Source organism: Desulfonatronum sp. SC1 (genome assembly GCF_003046795.1).
In the GTDB taxonomy this organism is placed as follows: Bacteria; Desulfobacterota; Desulfovibrionia; order Desulfovibrionales; family Desulfonatronaceae; genus Desulfonatronum.
Genome location: NZ_PZKN01000166.1, coordinates 1 through 436 on the forward strand (window position 1 = coordinate 1; position 436 = coordinate 436).

General features: G+C 49.5%; 1 protein-coding gene. It reads left to right on the top strand.

From position 1 onward, the window contains the following. Positions 1–436, top strand: a 436-nt coding sequence (locus C6366_RS21150; RefSeq protein WP_146164952.1) for a glycoside hydrolase domain-containing protein, incomplete at both ends; no start/stop codon positions are given.

The window sequence follows — 436 nt, forward strand, 5'->3', positions numbered from 1 at the left end:
GCCTTCACAGCTCCGGTACTGTTTAACGACCATGACACGAGCTATCGCGGCACAGACAAAGAGGTGTACACAAACCCCGGATTTACAAACTACTCGGTGTTTTCTTTTTGGGATACCTACCGCGCTGTGCACCCTTTATTTACCATTGTGCAACCCGAACGTGTGGACGACATGATTACTTCAATGTTGAAAATATACCAACAGCAGGGAAAACTTCCGATTTGGCACCTGATGGGAAGCGAAACCAACTGTATGGTGGGTTACAGCGCTGTGCCGGTGGTTGCCGATGCCTTCTTTAAAGGATTTACAGGATTTGACCACGACCTGGCTTACGAAGCTGTGCTGGCCTCCTCCATGCTCGACGAAGAGGGCATTCAATACCTGAAGCAATACGGATTCATACCGGCCGACCTAGAGCAGGAGTCGGTATCAAAAG